The sequence below is a fragment of the Hoeflea phototrophica DFL-43 genome, assembly GCF_000154705.2.
In the GTDB taxonomy this organism is placed as follows: Bacteria; Pseudomonadota; Alphaproteobacteria; order Rhizobiales; family Rhizobiaceae; genus Hoeflea; species Hoeflea phototrophica.
Genome location: NZ_CM002917.1, coordinates 3,832,404 through 3,849,593, shown reverse-complemented (window position 1 = coordinate 3,849,593; position 17,190 = coordinate 3,832,404). Strand labels below are relative to the sequence as shown.

The window sequence follows — 17,190 nt, the reverse complement described above, 5'->3', positions numbered from 1 at the left end:
TAAAATCGGCTTTCATGCACTTCAACAAGAAATGGCCGCCCCGGTGGGGCGGCCAGTCCGTTTCAGATTTCTCTATCATTGAACTTGACGGAGTTCCGCAAGCTGCGGACGCTTAGAGCGCCGTGAGTCCAATCGGACGCACAAAGGTCGCTCTAACACTTTGATTTAATGCATGTACGTTATCACTCAATTGAATCCATTTGAGTGCGACATGCATTAGATCCAGCCCTGCAACTCGCGCCGCACGATGGTCTCGATCACCTGCATTCCCGCTGGGCTGTCATTGAGGCAGGGAATGTGGGTGAAGTGCTCGCCGCCGTTCTCATGGAACAGTTCGCCTGCTTCACCGGCGATCTCCTCAAGCGTCTCGAGGCAGTCGGAGACAAATCCGGGATTGATCACAGCAATCCGCTTGACCCCGTCCTGAGCCAGTTTCTCTACGGTCTTGTCGGTGTAGGGCTGCAGCCATTCCTCAGGCCCGAAGCGGGACTGGAAGGTTGGCATAAGCTTTTCCTTGGACCAGCCAAGACGTTCGCGAACCAGCCGCGCCGTCTTGAGGCACTGGCAATGATAGGGATCGCCCTTGAGGAAGTAGGACTGTGGAATGCCATGGAACGAGGTGAGCACGATTTCGGGCTCCCAATCCAGGCTTGCAAGGTGGGTCTCGATCGACTGAGCAATGGCCTCGATATAGGCCGGATCGTCATGGTAGGGCGGGACGGTGCGCAAAGCTGGCTGCCAGCGCATGTCCATCATGGCCTGGAACGCCTTGTCATTGACGGTGGCGGTGGTGGCTGCAGCATATTGCGGATAGAGCGGGAACAGCACGATACGATCACAGCCGGCATCCTTGAGCGCCTGCAGCTTGTCCGGGATCGAGGGTTGGCCGTAGCGCATCGCCCATTCCACCATGATCGAAGGGTGGCCTGCAAGCGCCTGACCCAGCATGTCGGACTGGTTGCGGGTGTAGGTGCGCAGATAGCTCTCGTCGAGATCCTTGTTCCAGATCTCCTCATAGGCCTTACCGACGCGCTTGGGTCTGGTGTTGAGAACTATGCCGAACAGGATCGGGTACCAAAGCGCGCGGGGCCATTCGATAACCCGCTTGTCGGTCAGGAATTCCTTTAGATAGCGGCGCATCGAACGGTAGTCGGTGCCATCGGGGGTGCCGAGGTTGACCAGCAGGACGCCGACCTTCTGGATTTTTACCGGTGGGTGTTCCGGCGGAAGTTCGCCCACAACCCGGCTCGTGTCATCGGATAGCATTACATGGGTGTTCAATGTCGCGTCCATTTCATTGTCTCTACAGCCCCGCGCGTCGGTCTAACGTGCTCATGGCGCAAATGATACTCGGATATCACGTGGGGCCATCGCATGAAAATGATGACCGCGTTTCCCTGATCCCTACGCAGATTTGGACCGGGTGGATGAAACTTTCTGCAAATGAGGCTCGTGACAGTGTTAGCGTCGCAGCCTCGTCCTCATGACAAGCATAGTCCCATCGTGGCGCAGATCAATTGGCTGTGCCTGCGGCTTTTCGCCTACATAGAAAAAGAAAGGACCCGGCAAGCCGGGTCCTCTGTTCGCTACCAGCGCAAAATCATATTGCCGGAATGATCAGTGTGGCGCCGATGATCAGATCGGCCGCGTCAACCGAAGGGTTCGCTTCGGCAATCTTCGACCACATTGTGCCGTCGCCATAATAGGTGTTGGCGAGATCCCACAGCGTGTCTCCGGAAGCGATAACGTGCTCCTTGCCGGCCATCGCAGGTTCAGCCGCAGGAGCCTCTGCAGTAATTGCGGGTGCTGACGTGGTCAGTTCAAGCGCCTCAGCTGGCGGCTCGGGCAGTTGAACCGGAGTCTCGGCTACAGCGGCTGCTGCCATGATGCGGCCATCGGTGTAGGGCGTGTAAGGAGAATTGGCAGCAAGATAGTCAGCCACCACCTGCTCGAGGCCCGGACCGTAGTCATAGGCGTTCATCCCGTCCGTGCGGAAGATCGAATAGCCATCACCGCCGCCACGCATGTAGTTGTTGGTCGCAACCGAATAGACGGCCTCGGGATCGATTGGCGTGAATCCGTCACCATCCGCGACCTCGACAGAGACGACCCGCGACCCGGCCTCAGCATCCTTGTCGAAGCTGTAGCGCATGCCGGCAACCTGCGGGAACCTGCCTGCACCTTCTTCGATCTTGCTCAATCCGTTCTCGAGCGCTGCGACCACGTCGGAGCCCTTGAGGTCAAAAGTGGCGAGGGTGTTCTGGAACGGCAGCACCGTGAGCACTTCACCCATGGTGATCTCGCCGGCGTCAATCGAAGCACGCAAGCCGCCACCATTCTGGATAACGAGCGACACGCCCTGGCTTGAAACGCGGTCAAGCATCGCATCGGCCACGAGGTTGCCCATGGCGCATTCCATGGCGCGGCAGACATCGCGGGAGCCTTCAATCGTATCGGTTGCATCGGCAACGATCTTGTTCTTAAGCTCCTCGATCGGTGCGCCAAGCTCTGTAACCCGGGCGAGGAAATCCTCATCAGGGGTGACAGATGCATCGAGCAGGTGAGGCTCACCTTCTGCACTGATGACCTTGCCGGCATCATCGAAGGTCACTTTCACTTCGCCGACATATTTCGAATAGGCATAGGCCTGGACGATCGGCACATCGACACCCGAAGGGCTGGTTACCATTGTCGGGTATGGACCTGCTGCGCCTTCCTGAGTGTTGGAAAGCAGCGTGTGGCTGTGCCCACCGACGATCACATCGATACCATCGACTTCTGCAGCAATCTTTTCGTCCATCGGCAAGCCGACATGCGAAAGCAGAATGATCTTGTTGATGCCTTCGCCTTCAAGTTCAGCGACCGCTCCCTTGAGATAGTCGATTTCATCCAGGATCAGGACCGAAGGGCCAGGTGATGAGGTTTCGACGGTATCGGCCGCGAGAACCGAAATGATAGCGACCTTTTCACCGCCGATTTCCTTGATCAGGTAGGGTTTAACACTGTCACCGAGCACCGAATTGGCGCCGCTGATGGTGTTTCCCGAGATCACCGGGAAATCAACAATGTCGATGAAATCACGCAGGGCTTCAGGGCCATCATCAAATTCGTGATTGCCGACGGCCATGGCGTCGAAGCCGATGCCGTTCATGAATTCGGCCGCTGCCTTGCCCTTGTAGGTGGAGTAAAAAAGCGATCCCTGGAACTGGTCTCCGGCGTCAAGCACCAGCACATTGGCGCCGGCATCGGTGAGTGCAGAACGGCGCTCATCAATCTTCGTTTTCACGCGGGCGACGCCACCAAAACACTTTCCTTCGATCTCGTCCTCACCGGAACAGGTGGAGTCGAACCGGTTGATCGATTCGATGCGCGAGTGCAGATCGTTGATGTGCAAGATGTCGAGCGTGAAATCCGCCAGTGCCACGCCTGAGCTCAAGCCCAGCGCAGACGCGGACAAAAGTGCGCGCTTGATGAATGTGTTCATGGAACAGCTCCCTGTTTCGCTGCTTGCTAAATGCCGGCACCCCTTTTGTGGAGGTGTCTCAGCAGACCGTTGGCGATGGTTTCACTATCGGCGACGAACTTCAAGAGCCGGTGTGCAACGCGGAATGAAAATCGGCACTGATCAGGCGGAATAGTCGCGTTCGTCGGCGATCACCTTGCCATCGTTGGGCAGGCTGCCGGGAGCCACAATCTCGACGCCGCCGCGCAGCTTGGCGATCGATCCCAAGGTCGCCTCCACGGCTGCAGTTTCCGGGCTTGCATTGGCCGCCGGTTCCACCTTCAGAACCATCGTGTCAGCATCGCCCGAACGGCTGACGACGAGCCGTGCGCGGGCGATTTCGGGATGTTTGGCGAGCACCTGGGCGATCTGCTTGGGATCGACAAACATGCCCTTGACCTTGGTGCGCTGATCTGCGCGGCCCATCCAGCCCTTGATCCGAAGTCCGGTGCGGCCACAGGGAGACGCGCCGGGCAAAACCGCCGAAAGATCGCCGGTGCCAAATCGGATCAACGGGTAGCCGGGATTGAGCGTCGTCACCACCAATTCTCCGACTTCACCATCGACAACCGGATCGTCGGTGCCGGGCCTGACAATCTCGACGATCATGTTTTCGCTGACAATCATGCCGGGGTGCGGCGCGCCATCGGAATCGGCACTTTCATAGGCGATGACGCCGAGATCAGCGGTGGCGTAGGCCTGGAGCACGCTCACACCGCGGTCGGTGTAATATTGTCGCAGAGACGGAAACAGTGCCCCGCCCGAGACCATGGCGCGTTTTATCGAGGAGAGATCAACACCCATCTCGTCGGCTTTCTCGAGAATGACCTTGAGGTAGTCCGGTGTCCCGGTGAAACCGGTCGGATTGAGCCATTTGGCGGCATCAACCTGGGCTTCAGTGTTGCCGATGCCGGCAGGGAAGACGAGGCAGCCCAAAGCGCGCGCACCTTCGTCCAGAATGAAGCCGCCCGGCGTCATGTGGTAGGCGAGACTGTTGTGAACGATGTCACCTGCGCGAAAGCCCGCGGCAAACAGCGCGCGTGCGGATTGCCATGGGTCTATGCCAAGGCCCTGCGGCTCCCAGACCGGGCCGGGTGACATGAACACCCGGTTGCCCTTCAGAGCATCAGCATCGGCGAGGCCGCCAAAGGGTGGATTGGCGGCTTGCATTTCCATCAGATCCGGCTTGCGCAAGACCGGCAGTTTCGCCAGTGCTTGGCGGTCGGTGAGGCTGCCGGGGTCAGGATTGCCAAGCCAGGCGGCAAGCGCTGGCAGGCGTGTCAGGCCTTGGGCCAGCAGATTGCGAAGCGCCAAAAGTGTCTGGCCCTCGCGGACTTCCGGTGCGCGGGTCTCCAATTCATCAAAATGCGTTGTCATGTGCTGTTGTCTCCTCCCGAAACTGCAATTTCTGCTGTGTCAGCCGACGGATTGGCGAACCAGCGTAAACTGAGCTCCTGTGGAAGAGGTGCAATTGAGCTGCGACTGGCTGGCGAGCGCGCAACGGACCACTGATGGTGCCCGGCCGGCGGATAGCGGAGTCACGTTGATCTCGATAAGATTTGCTGAGAGCTCGGTGTAGGTTCCCTGCGCGACCAGTAGACCACTGGCTGACGAACGCGACTCAAAACGGCCGCCGCGAATTGTCGATACGACCAATTCCGAGCCGGATCTCTGCCCGGCAGTATCAACTCCGGATACTCTCGAATTCTGGTCGACCCATTCCCCTTCAACGCCCTGTGGCTGGATTGCCATCGGACGCGGGCTGTAGGTTGCCGATTGGCAGGCTGCGAGAATGGCGGCGAGGATGCCGATTACGAAGATGCGGAGTGTATTCATGGCGCGGTATCCCCTCGATCCGACGTCAACTGGATTGGTGCTCGCAAGAATGCCGCGCAGACGCGGCGAAAGCAAGGCAGTTTCACAATGTGTGCCCTTCCGGTCAGGCTAGCCGGAAGGGCTGTGCAAACAGCTCAGTGCACAAGGATATTGCGGAACTGCCATGGGTCACTTTCATCGATGTCCTCGGGGAACAGGCCGGGGCGGCCGTCCAGTGGGGTCCAGTCGGTATAGTGTCCTTCCACCGGGCCGAGATAGGGCATCTGCACTTCAAGGCAGCGTTTGTAGTCCATCTCGTCCGCCTCGACGATACCGGCGTTGGGATTTTCCAGAGCCCAAACCATTCCTGCCAGCACTGCCGAAGTGACCTGAAGGCCGGTGGCGTTCTGATAGGGCGCAATGCGACGGGTTTCCTCAAGAGAAAGACGGGAGCCGAACCAGTAGGCATTCTTCTCATGGCCATAGAGCAGCACGCCGAGCTCATCCACGCCGTCGACCAGTTCATTCTCGTCGAGCACATGCAGTTGCGACTGCGCCTTGCCGCCATTGCCGAACATCTCGTGCAACGACAGCACTGCGTCATTGGCGGGATGGTAGGCGTAATGGCAGGTGGGGCGGTACTTTACCTTGCCCTTCTTGCTCGAGACGGTGAAGAAATCGGCGATCGAGATGGATTCATTGTGGGTGACCAGGAAGCCGTATTGGGGCCCTGGTGTCGGGCACCAGGTGCGAACCCTGGTATTGGCGCCCGGTTGCTCGAGATATATCGCCGCCTTGCAGCCCTGCTTGTGCTTTTTCGCGTTTTTCGGCTTCCAGGTCTCATGGGTGCCCCAGCCCAGTTCCGAGGGTTGCAGGCCTTCGGAAATGAAGCCTTCCACCGACCAGGTGTTCCAGAACACATCCATCGGCTTGGGAGATTTCGACCGCTGGGTGTCGCGTTCGGCGATATGAACGCCCTTGACACCAAGCTTTTCCATCAGCTTTGCCCAGCCTTTCTGATCTTCTTGCGAGGGCTCTTCAAAGGATAAACCGGTGTCTTTGGCCAGATTGACCAGCGCCTGTTTGACAAACCAGGACACCATTCCGGGATTGGCGCCGCAGCAGGAGACAGCAGTGGTCCCGCCGGGGTTCTTGCGCTTTTCCTTGCGCACGGTTTCGCGCAGCGCATAGTTGGTGCGCGAGGCATTTGATGCTTCGGTGTCGAAATAGAACCCGAGCCAGGGCTCAACCACGGTATCGATATAGGGAACATCGATTTCCCGGCACATCCGGATCAAATCCAGAGAGCCAGTGTCGACCGAAAGATTGACGCAGAAGCCCTGACCTTCGCCTTCGGTCAGCAGGGGCGTCAACAAATCACGGTAGTTTTCGATGGTGACGGCTTCCTGGATGAAGCGGACGCCGTGCTTGTCGAGGAGCTCACGATCGGTATCGCGGGGATCGATGACCACCATGCGGCTTTTGTCGAATTTGAAGTGGCGTTCGATCAGCGGCAACGTGCCCCGGCCGATCGAGCCAAATCCGATCATGACGATCGGTCCGGTGATTTCGCCGTATACCGGATAATCCTGATTGGCCATGTCGTTGCTCCGTTCGCTTCTCGCGCAGCCACACATGCGGCCACTCGCGTGGTAAGAGCGGCCTAAATCATACTTCCCTGATACAATAAAGCGAAATCGGCGTGCTCAGCCCTCCATTGCCTCCAACTCGTCAATCAAGCCCTCGATCATGGACAATCCCTGGTTCCAGAAGCCGGGATCGGAGGCATCAAGACCGAAGGGCTTGAGCAGTTCCGAATGGTGCTTTGTGCCGCCGGCCTTGAGCATGTCGAAGTAGCGTTCGCGGAACCCGTCCGGGGTCTTCTCGTATACGGCATAAAGCGAGTTCACCAGGCAATCGCCGAACGCATAGGCATAGACATAGAACGGCGAGTGAATGAAGTGCGGAATGTAAGCCCAAAATGTCTCATAGCCTTCGGATAGCTCTACCGCCGGCCCGAGGCTCTCGGACTGAACATCGAGCCAGAGTTTTCCCAACTGCTCTGATGTCAGTTCGCCTTCCCGGCGCGCTGTGTGGACCCGGCGTTCGAACTCATAGAAGGCGATCTGGCGGACCACCGTGTTGATCATGTCCTCGACCTTTTGCGCCAGCATTGCCTTGCGCTCGCGCCGGTCTTCGGTGCGCTCGAGAAGCGCGCGGAAGGTCAGCATCTCGCCAAACACGGATGCTGTCTCGGCAAGTGTCAGCGGTGTTGACGCCATCAGTGCGCCCTGGGCGCCTGCCAGAACCTGATGCACGCCGTGGCCGAGCTCATGCGCCAGTGTCATCACATCGCGTGGTTTGCCGAGGTAGTTGACCAGCACATAAGGATGCACCGATGGCACGGTGGGATGGGCGAAAGCGCCAGAGGTCTTGCCCGGCCGGCTCGGTGCGTCGATCCATTGCCGGTCGAAGAACCGGCGCGCAATGTCCGCCATCTCGGGCGCAAAGCCATGATAGGCTGACAGGACGGTGTTCTTGGCCTCATCCCATGGAATGGTCGCCTTGGGCGTTTCGGGCAACGGCGCATTGCGGTCCCAGAACTCAAGCTTCTCAAGTCCGAGCCAGCGGGCTTTCATGGCATAATAACGGTGGGATAGCCGAGGGCATGCTTCGCGAACAGCCTGGGCGAGCGCATCGACAACCGGGCGTTCGACCCGGTTGGCAAGATGGCGGCTGTCGGCGATATCCTCAAAACCGCGCCAGCGATCGGAGATCTCCTTGTCCTTGGCGAGCGTGTTGGTGATCAGCGTGAATGTGCGCAAATTCTGTTTGAATGTGGCCGCCAGCGCCAGCCCGGCCTTCTTTCGCCTTTCGCCGTCAGCGTCCTGCAGCATTGAAAGCGTGGCTTCAAGCGGCAAGTGCTCTCCATCGATGTCGAACTCAAGACTGGTCATGGTTTCATCGAACAAACGGTTCCATGCCGCCCGGCCGGTCACCGATTTTTCGTGAAACAATTGCTCCACCCGGTCTTCGAGCTGGTATGGTTTGTCGAGCCTAAGATCACGGATCCATGGTGCATATCTGGCTGCGCGGCTGTCGTTATCGATGCAGGCATCGATAACAGCGTCGTCGATCCGGTTGAGCTCGAGTGCGAAGAACAGAATGTGCGCACTGATGTCGGTGATGGCGCTTTGGACATCTCCGTAGAACTTTGCCTTGGCCGGATCCACGCTGTCGGTGAAATAGGTCAGCCCGGCATAGGAAATGATCCTGCCCATCAGTTCCTCGAGCCGTTCATAGGCTTCAATTGCAGCGCCCAGACCGTCATCCGCGGTTGCGTTCACCGCAGCTTTGAGACCGCCTTTCCAGCGAGCCTCGAAGTCTGCTGCTTGGGTGCGTGCCTTTGAAAGGTCGGAAGTGAATTCGGCGGATTGAGGGCCAGGGTAAAGATCGTCGAGGTTCCAACCGGGCAAGTCCCCCAATTCGGAATCGGCACTTCGCGCAGTCATGGCTGCGTGCACGGGCGCAACGTGCTTAAAAATCATTGGCATTCGGAGCTCTCACTTTCAAAGCGGGGGGACGGCAATGAGACGCCCCGGTTTTACGGGCAGCGGCTGTTAAAATGCAATCTTTTCCCGAAATGCGATTTTCAGGTTTCGCAGGCAGTGTGGCTTTCAGGCGATATCCATCCAGCCTTATCGCAAGAACAAGGAAGCAAAATCCGTGTCCAGTCGAATTGTGATTGTTGATGATGATCCGGTGCAGCGCCGGCTGCTCAAGGCGGCGGGTGAAGCTGCCGGGCATACCTGCGAAATGTTTGACAATGGCCGAGCGGCATTGGAACGCTTGATGTCCGATGGCCCGGCCATTGATGCGCTTGTGCTTGACCTGATGATGCCCGAGATGGGTGGGCTTGAGGTGCTTGAACGCCTCACGGCAGCAAAGTCCAGGATCCCCGTGATTGTCCAGACCAGCCATGGCGGGATCGAGATGGTGGTCAAGGCGATGCGCGCCGGTGCATTCGATTTTGTTGTCAAACCAGTTTCACCGGAGCGTCTGGCTCTCTCAATCGCCAATGCGCTCAAAGCCACCCGCACCCCGGTCGCACCGAGAGCGCGCAGCCGTGCAGCAGGCTTTGGCGGAATTGTTGCGGCGAGCCCGTCCATGGACCGCGTGATCTCGCTCGCCCGCCGAGCCGCTGGTTCGGGGATCCCGGTCGTCCTGGAAGGCGAATCCGGTGTTGGCAAGGAAATGATTGCGCGTGCAATCCAGGCGGAAAGCGCGCGCCGGAGCAAACCGTTTGTTACCGTGAATTGCGGCGCCATTCCCGAAAATCTGGTCGAGAGTATCCTCTTTGGCCATGAAAAGGGCGCGTTTACCGGGGCTTCCGAACGCCATGTCGGCAAATTCTCCGAGGCCGATGGGGGCACGTTGTTCCTTGACGAAATCGGTGAGCTGCCTGTCGAAGTGCAGGTAAAGCTGCTCCGGGCAGTTCAGATGGGCGAGATCGAGACCGTTGGCGCGCGTCAGACCCAGAAAGTGGATGTCCGGTTGATTTCAGCCACCAACAAGGACCTCATCGAGGAGGTCAAGGCCGGGCGATTCCGCGAGGATCTCTACTATCGTCTGAATGTGTTTCCGATTCATGTGCCGGCGCTGCGCAAGCGCAAGGAAGACATTCCGCAACTGGTGCGGCATTTCATTGCCCGCTTCTCGTCTGAAACCCTTAGCCAGAATATCACAGGCATCGTGCCTGATGCCATGGCGCTTGTCACAGGGCATGATTGGCCAGGAAACATTCGCGAGCTTGAGAACGCCATTCACCGTGCGATCGTGCTTTGCGATGGCGGGTTGTTGACCCGCGACTTGTTCCCTCAGATCGAAGCGCAGATGCCGGGTTACAAGCTCGCCTCTTCGGAGATGTCTGGATTTGAGACGGATGATCAAAGCGCGGCGGAATCCGGACCTTCTGGTGGCCACCAAACAATGGCGGCTCTCCATGATTCCGCGCCGACCACGCCTGAGCGGCAGTACATCGAGCCTGCCCGCCCGGCGGTTGATGCGGTATCGGTGGATGGGGAAGTCCGTCCGATCGCCGAGATCGAGGAAGAACTCATCCGCTTTGCGCTGTCATTTTACCACGGCCAGATGAGCGAGGTTGCGCGGCGGCTCGGAATCGGCCGGTCGACGCTCTACCGCAAGCTCAAGGATTATGCCATCGACCCTGACGACCCAGGGCAGCAGGCAGCCTAGCGCCAGCGCGGGTTTGCCTGCGACCAGTCCTGATCGGTGCTGAAAAGTCTTGTTGCCGAATTGATCTGCTTCATTCCTTGTTAAGTGATCATTCACTATAAGGGTGCTTGCATCGACCGGTGGCAGAAATGCCATTGTGTCACCGCAATTGCCCTTCAAAGGGTATGGATCACGGCTTTTCCGGCTTCTGGGGACAGCATTGGCGACAGTGACAGCAGAATCAGATCAGGTGTCGGTCGCAACAGCGTCTTTGGCAAATAGCAGGCGTGGCATCTGCGCCAGCGCCTTTTCGCGCCTAGTTCGCCTGGTGCTGCTCGGGTTGATCGTTGTCTCGGCCGGGCTTACGGCGACTTCAAGCGCATCTGCCGAAACCCGTTCGCTGAAGCTCTATTACATTCACACCAAGGAACGTGCGGAGATCGTCTTCAAGCGCAACGGGCGCTATGATCAGGCCGGCCTCAACAAGCTCAACCGGTTTCTGAGGGATTGGCGGCGCAATGAGCCGACCAAGATGGACCCGCGGCTGTTTGATCTGGTCTGGGAAGTCTACAGGCAAGCCAATGCCCGGGACTATATTCATGTGGTCTCTGCCTACCGGTCTCCCGCGACCAATGCCATGTTGCGACGGACCCGTGGTGGGCAAGCCACGAAAAGCCAGCATATGCTTGGTAAGGCCATTGATTTCTACATTCCCGGCGTCAAAGTCTCCAAGCTGCGTGAAATCGGAATGAAACTGCAGGGCGGCGGCGTCGGATATTACCCCAAGTCAGGCTCTCCGTTCGTGCATCTGGATGTAGCGGGCGTGCGTGCCTGGCCGCGGATGAGCCGTCAGGAATTGACCCGGTTGTTCCCTGACGGCAAAACGCTTCATCTTCCTCCCGATGGTAAGAAATTGCCTGGCTACAATGTGGCCCTCGCCGAATACAAGGCGCGAGGCGGAGCGATTGCGTCTTCAGGTGGCGGCAACAGCAATTCCGGTCGTTCGGGTGGAGGGTTGCTCGCGGCTTTGTTCGGCGGCGGGGATGAAGATGAAGAGCCCGATGCGATTGCAGCCGCGCCGAAACCGGTGCCGGCGCCTCCACGCACGGAAATTGCCGCCTTGCCGGTGGCGGCCGCTGCACCTGAGCCTGCTGCTGTTGAGAGCCTTCCCGAGCTCCCGCTCAACGCCCCGGTGCCGGTGGCGCGGCCTGCAATCGAGCAGCCTACCGTGGTTGCGGCTCTTGTGCCGCCTGCTCCGGTCCTGCCGGCGCAGGCAGAAATCGATGCCTTTGCCGCAGCGGCAAGTGCCGAGGTGGCATCTCCGGCCAATGAGGTGGTCGATCTTTCATTGATCCGCGCGCCGGTTCCGCAACTGCTGGCCGAGCGAGCCGCGCCTGCGGTTGCGCCACCAGTTGCTGTTGAAGTGGCTGCGCTTCCCGAGCCCGATCAGATCAGGGCGCGAATGCTTTCCGGTGCAGAGCCCGTTGTTGCTGTTCAGACAGCGGAACCAGCGGAGGTCGCCAGCAGAACACTGGTATCCGGTGATGCGATCGTAACCGAACCAGTTCTTGCAAAATTGCCTTCAGGTGAGGATTTTGTCCCACTGCCCATTCGCCGTCCAGGAAATCGGCCGGTGGATCTGGTGGCAGATCGTCCTGTACAGGTTGAAGTGGCGGCGCTGGTTCCTGTCGAACGCGGAAGCCGACCCGTTGCTGCAACGGTGGTCTCGAGCAAGGGCAACCGGCCAAACGCGGCATCCGCCGCGGGCCAGCTGCAACGTGCGGCGACCCGTACCGAGCCGAAGCTCACAGAAACCATCATATCGAACTGGGCGTTGACGCGGGAACGAGTCAAGACAATGCCGACGCCACCGGCGAGTGTGCAGCGCTTCGTGGTCTCGCAGCTCAGGGCCGCCCCGAAGGTGGTTTATGCCAACGGCTTCGCTCCGAATGGCGGTGAACTGCCACACAACCAGTTCACCGGATCCGCGGTGAACTTCATTTCGGTTGCCCGCTTCGGCAATTGATGCCGGCGCTCACTCACACTTTGATTGTCCGATGAAAACCGATCAAAACTGATGGGTTTTCAAGTCGATGTATTTGCAAGTGAGCGGTGGCCGTTTTCGGGCCGAAAATGCAGGCCTGATCAGCTTGCGCCTTCAGGCTCCGGAGCCATGCCGAGCGCATGCAGATAGGTGTCGAGAATTGCTTCCTGCTCAAGCCGGTCGTTCTCGTCCTGCTTGCGGATCGCGACAACCTTTCGCAGCACCTTGGCGTCGAACCCCATGGCCTTGGCCTCGCCATAGACATCCTTGATGTCGTCAGCGATGGTTTTCTTTTCTTCTTCCAGCCGCTCGATGCGTTCTACGAAGGAACGAAGCTGGTCGCGGGCGACGGCGCCGGCATCAGACATGGGGACACTCCTGGACGGATGGGTGAGCTTGTTTGTGTGATCGCTCCAAGTGCCCAAAGCCCGCGGCGGGGTCAAGGGTGTTTAGAGCTTTCCAGCCGATTATCCCGGTTTGTGTTGGCCCTGCTCAGATCACTCGCGAGCCATGCAGCTCGATCTCGTGCATTTGAGGCAGTGCGGTCATCTCGGAGAGGATGGGGGTGAGCCGGTCGATCCAGGAATCGATCCCTGCGGGGTGGGAAATCAGATCCTGTCGGATTTCCAGCAATCCATGAGCAAGGCCGGTGGTCGAGCAGTGACGGTGCATGGTGTCACCGCGCAATGCACCGTCATAGGGCTCGTTGTCTCCAACGATCAAGGCCGGGTCTGCGCGTAAGCGTTCGATCAGAGTCTGCGCGGCGCGCGGATCCGTGTCCCACAAGACTCCCGCATGCCAAGGCCGGGGAACACCTTTCCATGCATGGGTGAAGGAGTGAACCGAAATCACCAGCGGCGCTTTGCCGGACTTACGTTGGGTTTCCGCGATGACGGTCGCGACGGCATCATGATAGGGGCGATGAAAACCATCAAGGCGCCGCTCACGCTCTTCAGGCGCAAGCGGATGGTTGGCGGGAATCACCATTCCATCAGACAGCTTCATGATCAGCGTCGGATCGTCCTCTCCGCGGTTCGGGTCGATCAACAGCCTGGAGAAGCAACCCAGGACGCCCGGAACGCCAAGGCGGGCGCACAGCCCGCGGGTCACGGCTTCAACTCCAATGTCATAGGCGATGTGGCGCGAAAACGCTTCTGCGGGCAGGCCGAGATCACCGTATTCCGGCGGCAGCCGGTTCATGGCATGATCAGCCAGGATCACCAGTGCGGGATGTGGGTCGCCTGGAATGATTTCGAATGGCGCAAAGCCGGACATGGCAGGTTTGAACACATGGTAAAGGGTGGACTGAGATTGGACGGATCAATTGCACAGCCGCGGTCCGTGAGCAAGCGCCTGCAGCTGCTTGTCGGGCGCGGCAACGGCCAATTTCGGTGCCATGTCGGATCATAGGTTGGGATGTTTGACTATAGTCTCGTGTCTTTCGTTGACTTTCACCGGCCCGCGTCGCAAAAAACAACCCACATGCTATGAGCGGAGACTGACCGAAATTGATGTTTCGAAAGTTGCCAAACGCCTTTTCCTTCATGTCCAGGTTTGCGGTGCTGATACCGATGGTGGCCGGCATTCTGATGTTGGCATCTGTTGAAGACGCAAAGGCGGATTTCCGTGTCTGCAACGGTACTCAGTCGCTGGTCGGCGGGGCGATAGGATACAGGACCGCAGAGGGCTGGGTGACCGAAGGCTGGTGGCAGATTCCTGCCAATTCCTGCGCGACTCTCATCGAAGGGCAGCTGCAGTCGCGCTACTACTATCTCTACGCGGAAGACGCGGGTGGTGGTGGACGCTGGGCCGGTGGTATCAATATGTGTGTGGCTGACAATGAATTCCGAATTGTCGGCGTCGAGGATTGTTTCGCCCGCGGCTTTCAGCGCGTGGGATTCAAGGAATATGACACCGGGCGACAAGGCAGCTGGATGGTCCAGCTTTCAGACGCTCCGGAAGCGCAAGAAAGCAATAATTAATGAAGCGGCATCGCAAGGTGAAAATCCTGGCAACACTCGGACCCGCGTCGTCCGATGAGGCAATGATCAAAAAACTCCATGAAGCGGGCGCGGACCTGTTCCGGATCAACATGAGCCATTCGAGTCATGAGCTCATGCGCACGCTGGTGGGGCGTATCAGAGCGGTGGAGGCGAGCTGCGGCCGGCCGATTGGCATTCTTGCCGATCTTCAGGGGCCAAAGCTCCGGGTCGGCAAATTCGCTGATGGAGCTGTCACGCTCGAGGCAGGGCAGACATTCACGCTCGATAATCGCGATGAGCCGGGTGACGCGAAACGTGTGTTCCTGCCGCATCCGGAAATCCTCGAGGCTGTTCAGCCGGGCCATCGCTTGCTGATCGATGACGGGCGGCTGCAGTTGCTTGCTGTCGAATCGGACAAGACGTCGATCACCTGCAAGGTGGTCAGCGGAACCAAGATTTCCGATCGCAAGGGCGTGAGCCTTCCCGACACGACGCTGGGCGTCGGCGCGCTGACGGAAAAGGATCGTGCCGATCTTGATGCCGTTCTGGCGGTGGACGACGTGGACTGGGTGGCGCTGTCCTTCATCCAGCGTCCCGAGGATCTGGCGGAAGTGCGCAAGATTGCCCGTGGCCGGGTTGGCCTGATGTCAAAGATCGAGAAGCCGCAGGCGCTGGAGCGGATCGACGAAATCATCGAGCTGTCAGATGCGCTGATGGTTGCGCGTGGTGACCTTGGTGTCGAGATGCCGATCGAATCGGTGCCTGGCATTCAGAAGCAACTGACGCGCGCCTGCCGCCGCGCAGGCAAGCCGGTCGTGGTCGCGACGCAGATGCTTGAATCCATGATTTCCGCGCCGGTTCCGACCCGCGCTGAAGTGTCCGACGTGGCAACGGCTGTTTTTGAAGGTGCGGATGCGGTGATGCTGTCGGCTGAATCTGCCGCCGGTGACTATCCTGTCGAAGCCGTTACCACCATGGCGGCGATCGCCCGCAAGGTCGAGCGGGATCCGAACTATCCAAGCATCATCTATTCGCAGCGCCCGCAGCCTGATGCCACCGGCGCCGATGCGATTTCGCTTGCCGCGCGGCAGATCGCTGAAACGCTCCATCTGTCGGCAATTGTCTGCTACACGTCTTCGGGCAGCACCGGCCTTCGGGCAGCACGCGAACGGCCGCAAGTGCCGATCATTGCGCTGTCGCCGGTGATCCAGACGGCTCGCCGGCTTTCGGTCGTCTGGGGACTGCATTGTGTGGTGACGGATGATGCGAGCGATCTGGATGACATGGTCAATCGCGCCTGCCGCATCGCCTTTGCAGAGGAATTCGGCAAGCCTGGGGACCGTTTGATCATTTCTGCGGGTGTGCCGCTTGGCACTCCGGGATCGACCAATATGCTGCGGATCGCATATATCGGCTCTGACGGCATGACTGGAATCTAGGTCTCGTTTTCACGCCAGTTGCCATTTCAAGTAAGCTCATGTCCCCGGAGATGCCTCTCCGGGGCAAATTGAGTTGTCGGCAGAGAGTTCAGCTTCCGCGCGCCTTCCGGCTTCCTGCAGATCGACATCAAGCCCGGCGACACGTTCGATGGCGCGCACTGCCAACTCCGTTGTTACATGGTCGGGCTTGTGTCCGAGATTGCGGATCCACAGGAGCTCTGCTCCTTTGATGTCACGGGCCAGTCCTTCGGAATGGATATGCGCAAGCACGACCGAATCGCTGTCGCCGGTGATGACCACTGTTGGCGCCATGATCTCGGTGTAGCGTGGTGACACCCGCGTCACATAGGGTTTGAGGTTGGCGACATCGACCGCATTGTGGCGGAAGGCGCTTGGTCTGAGCACCAGGGCCGGCCCGGTGCCGCTGACATAGTCCTCAGGCTTGGGGTTCGGTGCGAACACGCAGGACGAGCCGCTTTCAAGCCGTGTCAGCCCTGCAGGCAATGCCAGTGTATGAGCAAACAATGACCCGATCACGGGAATGGATGTGAGGTCGTAGTACCAGCTTACGCCGCCCGGCCAGGGATGGGTCGCCGGCGCCAGGAACACCAGTCCCGAAGTCATGTCCGGGTGATCGAGCGCGAAGCTCGCTGCGATGGCTCCGCCAAAGGAGTGACCAATGATGATCGCCTTTGAGATCCCCTTGGCCTGCATTGCGCGGGCTATCGCCGCAGCCTGGCCGTCGGGTGTCTGGTTTTCCGGGCCGCCGCGTTCGGACCAGCCATGTCCTGGCCGGTCGATGAACAGCATCTCCGCGCGACCCTCGAGCATGGGCCTGAACGGCGTCATCTGATCGCGCAGATTGCCGCTGGCCCCATGAATGAACACAAGCGGTGGCAGATCGGCACTGTCAAGCCGTGGCAGATGGACGGCGTGCATTGAATAGCCGCCGACATCGATCATCTCTCCGATGGCCGGAAATCGTGTTTCGATTTCTCTTGCCTTGACGTTGCTCCAGATCGCCAGACCCGCAATCAGGACGACGATGGTGGCCAGAAGACTCAACATGGTCACTCGAATTCTAGATAGAGGCATGGGACGGATCGCCGTAGCTGTGGCCCTTGTCTGAAATGGCCCCCGGCTTGGCGGTGCGGCACGGGACTGGTTTTGCGG

The 17,190-nt window shown here is 59.0% G+C and carries 13 protein-coding genes; 4 read left to right on the top strand and 9 right to left on the bottom strand.

Going from position 1 to position 17,190, the window contains the following annotated elements; all coding sequences use genetic code 11:
* Positions 1-216: 216 nt before the first annotated feature.
* The 6 genes from hemH to HPDFL43_RS18205 all read right to left on the bottom strand — a co-directional run bounded on the left by hemH (position 217) and on the right by HPDFL43_RS18205 (position 8,829).
* Positions 217-1,266 carry a ferrochelatase gene (gene hemH / locus HPDFL43_RS18230; RefSeq protein ID WP_052093233.1) on the bottom strand — a complete coding sequence of 350 codons (1,050 nt, stop codon included), beginning with the start codon at positions 1,264-1,266 and terminating at the stop codon, positions 217-219.
* A gap of 334 nt (positions 1,267-1,600) precedes the next feature.
* Entirely contained in the window at positions 1,601-3,484 is a 1,884-nt protein-coding gene (locus tag HPDFL43_RS18225; RefSeq protein ID WP_007198878.1) for a 5'-nucleotidase C-terminal domain-containing protein, read from the bottom strand.
* Positions 3,485-3,625: 141 nt separating this feature from the next.
* Complete coding sequence (locus tag HPDFL43_RS18220; protein WP_007198877.1) at positions 3,626-4,879, bottom strand: phenylacetate--CoA ligase family protein; 1,254 nt, start codon at positions 4,877-4,879, stop codon at positions 3,626-3,628.
* 39 nt (positions 4,880-4,918) lie between these two features.
* A complete protein-coding gene (locus HPDFL43_RS18215) occupies positions 4,919-5,338 on the bottom strand; it encodes an Omp10 family outer membrane lipoprotein (protein WP_007198876.1) in 420 nt (139 codons plus the stop codon).
* A gap of 134 nt (positions 5,339-5,472) precedes the next feature.
* On the bottom strand, positions 5,473-6,918 hold the full coding sequence (locus HPDFL43_RS18210; protein WP_007198875.1) for a homospermidine synthase: 1,446 nt from the start codon (positions 6,916-6,918) through the stop codon (positions 5,473-5,475).
* A gap of 105 nt (positions 6,919-7,023) precedes the next feature.
* Positions 7,024-8,829 (bottom strand): M3 family oligoendopeptidase, encoded by a 1,806-nt coding sequence (locus HPDFL43_RS18205; protein ID WP_007198874.1) that lies wholly within the window; start codon positions 8,827-8,829, stop codon positions 7,024-7,026.
* A 214-nt stretch (positions 8,830-9,043) separates the two neighbouring features.
* Here HPDFL43_RS18205 and HPDFL43_RS18200 point away from each other — a divergent pair, with 214 nt between their 5' ends.
* Positions 9,044-10,573, top strand: coding sequence for a sigma-54-dependent transcriptional regulator (locus tag HPDFL43_RS18200; protein WP_040449324.1), 1,530 nt, complete (start codon positions 9,044-9,046; stop codon positions 10,571-10,573).
* Between the two features lie 208 nt (positions 10,574-10,781).
* On the top strand, positions 10,782-12,578 hold the full coding sequence (locus tag HPDFL43_RS18195; RefSeq protein ID WP_245271068.1) for a peptidoglycan L,D-endopeptidase MepK: 1,797 nt from the start codon (positions 10,782-10,784) through the stop codon (positions 12,576-12,578).
* A 119-nt stretch (positions 12,579-12,697) separates the two neighbouring features.
* Here HPDFL43_RS18195 and HPDFL43_RS18190 read toward each other — a convergent pair whose 3' ends face one another.
* Both HPDFL43_RS18190 and HPDFL43_RS18185 read right to left on the bottom strand, forming a co-directional pair.
* Positions 12,698-12,964, bottom strand: coding sequence for a DUF2312 domain-containing protein (locus tag HPDFL43_RS18190; protein ID WP_007198870.1), 267 nt, complete (start codon positions 12,962-12,964; stop codon positions 12,698-12,700).
* A gap of 124 nt (positions 12,965-13,088) precedes the next feature.
* Positions 13,089-13,871 carry an N-formylglutamate amidohydrolase gene (locus tag HPDFL43_RS18185; RefSeq protein WP_007198869.1) on the bottom strand — a complete coding sequence of 261 codons (783 nt, stop codon included), beginning with the start codon at positions 13,869-13,871 and terminating at the stop codon, positions 13,089-13,091.
* A gap of 296 nt (positions 13,872-14,167) precedes the next feature.
* Between HPDFL43_RS18185 and HPDFL43_RS18180 the strand changes: the two genes are divergently transcribed.
* Both HPDFL43_RS18180 and pyk read left to right on the top strand, forming a co-directional pair.
* Positions 14,168-14,578, top strand: a complete 411-nt coding sequence (locus HPDFL43_RS18180; RefSeq protein WP_245271067.1) for a DUF1036 domain-containing protein — start codon at positions 14,168-14,170, stop codon at positions 14,576-14,578.
* Complete coding sequence (gene pyk / locus HPDFL43_RS18175; protein ID WP_007198867.1) at positions 14,578-16,017, top strand: pyruvate kinase; 1,440 nt, start codon at positions 14,578-14,580, stop codon at positions 16,015-16,017. Before HPDFL43_RS18180 ends, pyk begins: the two co-directional genes overlap by 1 nt.
* A gap of 36 nt (positions 16,018-16,053) precedes the next feature.
* On the opposite strand, the gene HPDFL43_RS18170 is transcribed toward pyk, so the two are convergent.
* Positions 16,054-17,085 carry an alpha/beta fold hydrolase gene (locus tag HPDFL43_RS18170; RefSeq protein WP_007198866.1) on the bottom strand — a complete coding sequence of 344 codons (1,032 nt, stop codon included), beginning with the start codon at positions 17,083-17,085 and terminating at the stop codon, positions 16,054-16,056.
* Positions 17,086-17,190: the final 105 nt, after the last annotated feature.

Excerpts from the sequence above, each read along its gene's own strand:
- hemH (WP_052093233.1), bottom strand. The coding sequence starts at position 1,266 with ATGCTATCCGATGACACGAGCCGGGTTGTGGGCGAACTTCCGCCGGAA.
- HPDFL43_RS18225 (WP_007198878.1), bottom strand. The coding sequence starts at position 3,484 with ATGAACACATTCATCAAGCGCGCACTTTTGTCCGCGTCTGCGCTGGGC.
- HPDFL43_RS18220 (WP_007198877.1), bottom strand. The coding sequence starts at position 4,879 with ATGACAACGCATTTTGATGAATTGGAGACCCGCGCACCGGAAGTCCGC.
- HPDFL43_RS18215 (WP_007198876.1), bottom strand. The coding sequence starts at position 5,338 with ATGAATACACTCCGCATCTTCGTAATCGGCATCCTCGCCGCCATTCTC.
- HPDFL43_RS18210 (WP_007198875.1), bottom strand. The coding sequence starts at position 6,918 with ATGGCCAATCAGGATTATCCGGTATACGGCGAAATCACCGGACCGATC.
- HPDFL43_RS18205 (WP_007198874.1), bottom strand. The coding sequence starts at position 8,829 with ATGACTGCGCGAAGTGCCGATTCCGAATTGGGGGACTTGCCCGGTTGG.
- HPDFL43_RS18190 (WP_007198870.1), bottom strand. The coding sequence starts at position 12,964 with ATGTCTGATGCCGGCGCCGTCGCCCGCGACCAGCTTCGTTCCTTCGTA.
- HPDFL43_RS18185 (WP_007198869.1), bottom strand. The coding sequence starts at position 13,871 with ATGTCCGGCTTTGCGCCATTCGAAATCATTCCAGGCGACCCACATCCC.
- HPDFL43_RS18180 (WP_245271067.1), top strand. The coding sequence starts at position 14,168 with ATGGTGGCCGGCATTCTGATGTTGGCATCTGTTGAAGACGCAAAGGCG.
- pyk (WP_007198867.1), top strand. The coding sequence starts at position 14,578 with ATGAAGCGGCATCGCAAGGTGAAAATCCTGGCAACACTCGGACCCGCG.
- HPDFL43_RS18170 (WP_007198866.1), bottom strand. The coding sequence starts at position 17,085 with ATGTTGAGTCTTCTGGCCACCATCGTCGTCCTGATTGCGGGTCTGGCG.